Origin of the sequence: Mycobacterium sp. (assembly GCF_049673265.1) — a bacterium.
Taxonomy (GTDB): Bacteria; Actinomycetota; Actinomycetes; order Mycobacteriales; family Mycobacteriaceae; genus Mycobacterium.
On sequence record NZ_JBATXN010000546.1, the window covers coordinates 1 to 2,810 of the forward strand.

Here is a 2,810-nt window from a genome sequence, read left to right on the forward strand (position 1 = left end):
AGGGCGTCGGCCTGATCGCCCAGCTATTGCGGCGCCGAGGCGCTGTGCCGTTGGCGATGGAGGATCCCGGTTTCTGGGTACATCGGATTGTGTTGCAACATCACGAAATAAAGCCGATCACCGTCGCAGTAGACGGCAACGGCATCGACGTCGCAACGCTCAGGGAAACCAGAGCAACAGCGGTACTGACCACGCCCGCGCACCAGTCACCGACCGGCGTCGTAATGAGCTCGCCGCGCCGCGCCGCGCTGCTCGAGTGGTCACGCGCCGGCAACCTCATCATCGAAGATGATTACGACGCCGAGTATCGATACGATCGCGCCCCCGTCGGGGCGCTGCAGGGGCTGGCGCCGGATCGGGTTGTCTACTTCGGTTCGGCGAGCAAGACGTTGGTACCGGGCCTGCGCATGGGCTGGATGGTCTTGCCGCCCGAGCTGGTGGGCCCGGTAATCGAACTGAAAAGCCTTGCCGACGCCGGCAATTCGGTCATGGATCAGATCGCGTTCGGCCAGTTCTTGGCCTCGGGTGGATACGATCGGCACCTGCGCCAGATGCGCCGGCGCTACCTGCCTCGACGAAACGCGCTGCTTGGAGCGCTGAGTCGCTACGTGCCCGACGCGGCCGTGCTCGGTGCCGCGGCCGGTGTCCACCTCACCGTCGTGTTCCCGGGCGGTTACCCGATTGAAGACGTGGTGCGTCGTGCTGCCGAAAGTGGGGTCAGGGTCGAACTCCTTGCACCGTTTTATGCTGACCGCGCCGCTGCGCTGCCGGGCTTGATGCTCGGCTACGCGAATCTCACTGAATCCCAGATCATTAGGGGAATCAAGAAGCTAGGCATGGCGGCGCGCTAAACCGGCTCACTGTTCCTCTACCGGCGGGTCGGGGTCGCTGTGGAGGAGTTCTTCGGGGTGGTGGGCGTGGTTGATTTGGGGTGGGCCGGTGCCATCGGTCCAGCCGAGTCGCCCGCTGGCGGTGACTTGGGTGTGTAGTTCTCCGTGGGTGGCCATGGAGTGGTCGCCGCCGCAGCCGAAGTAGAGTTTGTCGGCGTCGGTGCGGCCGCCGCGGGCGAAGTCCGGTGAGTGGTGCACTTCGCAGTAGTAGCCGGGTACCAGGCAGTGGGGGCGGGTGCAGCCGCGGTCGCGGGCATAGCAGATCAGCCGTTGGTCGGCGGTGGCGATGCGTTTTTGGCGGCCCAAATAGAGCGGGCGTTTGGTGTGGTCGTCGAACACGGCCAGGTAGTGAATGGCGTTGGCGGCCATGGCGATGAGATCGCGCATCGGTAGCCGCGAGCCGCCGCCGGTGCGCGCGGGCGCGGGCATCGGGATCGAGGCGTCGATGGCGGCGTGGGCGGCTTGGTTGAGTTCGGCCAAGGTGGTGGTGGCGATCACGGTGACCGGATGACCGCGGTGCACGCCGAGTTCCCCGGAGGCGATCGCGGTGTGCAGACCCAGTTTGAGCGCGTCGTGGCAGCGTTGGGCGGGCGTGCGGTCATCGTGTGCCTGCGGGTCCGTGCTCTCGGGTAGGTGGCGGCCGGGCCGCACCGCGGCCTCGATGGCCTCGACGTAGGCGCGGGCCTCGGGGTCGAGCAACCCGGACAGCTTCGACATCCCGTCAGGGCCCTGCGGGCCCACGGACAGTCCGCGCCGGCGTGCCCGATCCTCGTCGCTGAACAGCCCGTCGGGATTGAGGTAGTCGGCGATGCGCTGGCCCAGTTTGCTCACGATGCCGGCATCGACCTGGGTGGCATGCTCGACCAGGGTGCGCTCGGCGGCAATCACCTCGGTGGGTGAGACGCGGGCGGGCAGCACATCGACGGCCCGGCACACCGCCCGGATGTGGTCGTCGCCGACCGCGCCGGCCTCGACCGCAGCCGCCAGCTCGGGCAGCTCCGGGGGCACCGGCGGGCCGGTCAACGACCGGCGCGGCCGAATCCGGGCGGCCAGCTTGACCCGGCGGGTGATCTCACCCGGCGTGATGCGAAGCCGCCCCCACAATGCCGAGCGCATCGCCGCGATCGCCCCCGCCTCGTCGGGCGGGTCGGCGATCTCACCGAAGCATCGATACATCAGCCCGCGGTTGGTGCGCTCTTGGGTCTCCAACCGCTCAGCGACGTCGAGGCGAAACGTGTTGCCCACCATGTCCGATGGGGTCTCGCGCAGCACATCGTGGGCAGCGTCAATCGCATCCAGAGCGGCACTGATTTGTTGCCGTGCCTGCTCGGCTCCGATCGCTGGACCCATACCTCGAGGCTATGAATCAGCCCGACAAATCCGCCGCGAGCACAAGCCCCAAGCCCAATCTGTGGATGAAATCGCAACTGTGGATAACCCAGCATTTGCGGGCCGTTGACGGCTGGATTTGTCGGCATCGGGGACTATCATGCGCGCACCAGTCGGGAGTTCGGCGATGGAAGTCTACGCCGGAAATACGTTCAGTCAGAACGCATTTCAGGAGCCTCATCGTCTGGCTCACACGCTGACGCGTCCGACGGCATGCAGAGCCTCGGCGACCGCGTCGGCGAGCCCCTCGATTTCGGTGACATCAAGACTTGAGACGGTAATCCGCATTCCCGGCGGCGTGCCGATCCTGAACCGGGTTCCAGGCGCCGCGGCCCAGCCCGCGTTGAGTAGCCGGGTGATCGCCACGGTTTCGTCGGGCACCGGAATCCAGATGTTGAGACCGGATCGGCCATGCGACGCCACGCCGCGCTCGGCCAGCGCCGCGCGAAGGCGCTCCCGGTTGCGCGTGTAGACGGCTTCGGCCTTGTGCACCAGGCGTGTTGCGGCCTTGTCGCGCCACATGCTGACGGC

At 67.0% G+C, this 2,810-nt stretch carries 2 protein-coding genes and 1 pseudogene; 1 reads left to right on the forward strand and 2 read right to left on the reverse strand.

Features of this window, described 5'->3' with window-relative positions:
- On the forward strand, nucleotides 1–851 hold an 851-nt coding region (locus WBF82_RS18595; RefSeq protein WP_424384426.1), incomplete at its 5' end, for a PLP-dependent aminotransferase family protein.
- A gap of 6 nt (nucleotides 852–857) precedes the next feature.
- Here WBF82_RS18595 and WBF82_RS18600 read toward each other — a convergent pair.
- Together WBF82_RS18600 and WBF82_RS18605 are read right to left on the reverse strand one after the other, a co-directional pair.
- On the reverse strand, nucleotides 858–2,240 hold the full coding sequence (locus tag WBF82_RS18600; RefSeq protein ID WP_424384427.1) for a 13E12 repeat family protein: 1,383 nt from the start codon (nucleotides 2,238–2,240) through the stop codon (nucleotides 858–860).
- Nucleotides 2,241–2,468: 228 nt separating this feature from the next.
- Nucleotides 2,469–2,810, reverse strand: a pseudogene (locus WBF82_RS18605) (aminotransferase class I/II-fold pyridoxal phosphate-dependent enzyme); the annotation flags it as partial.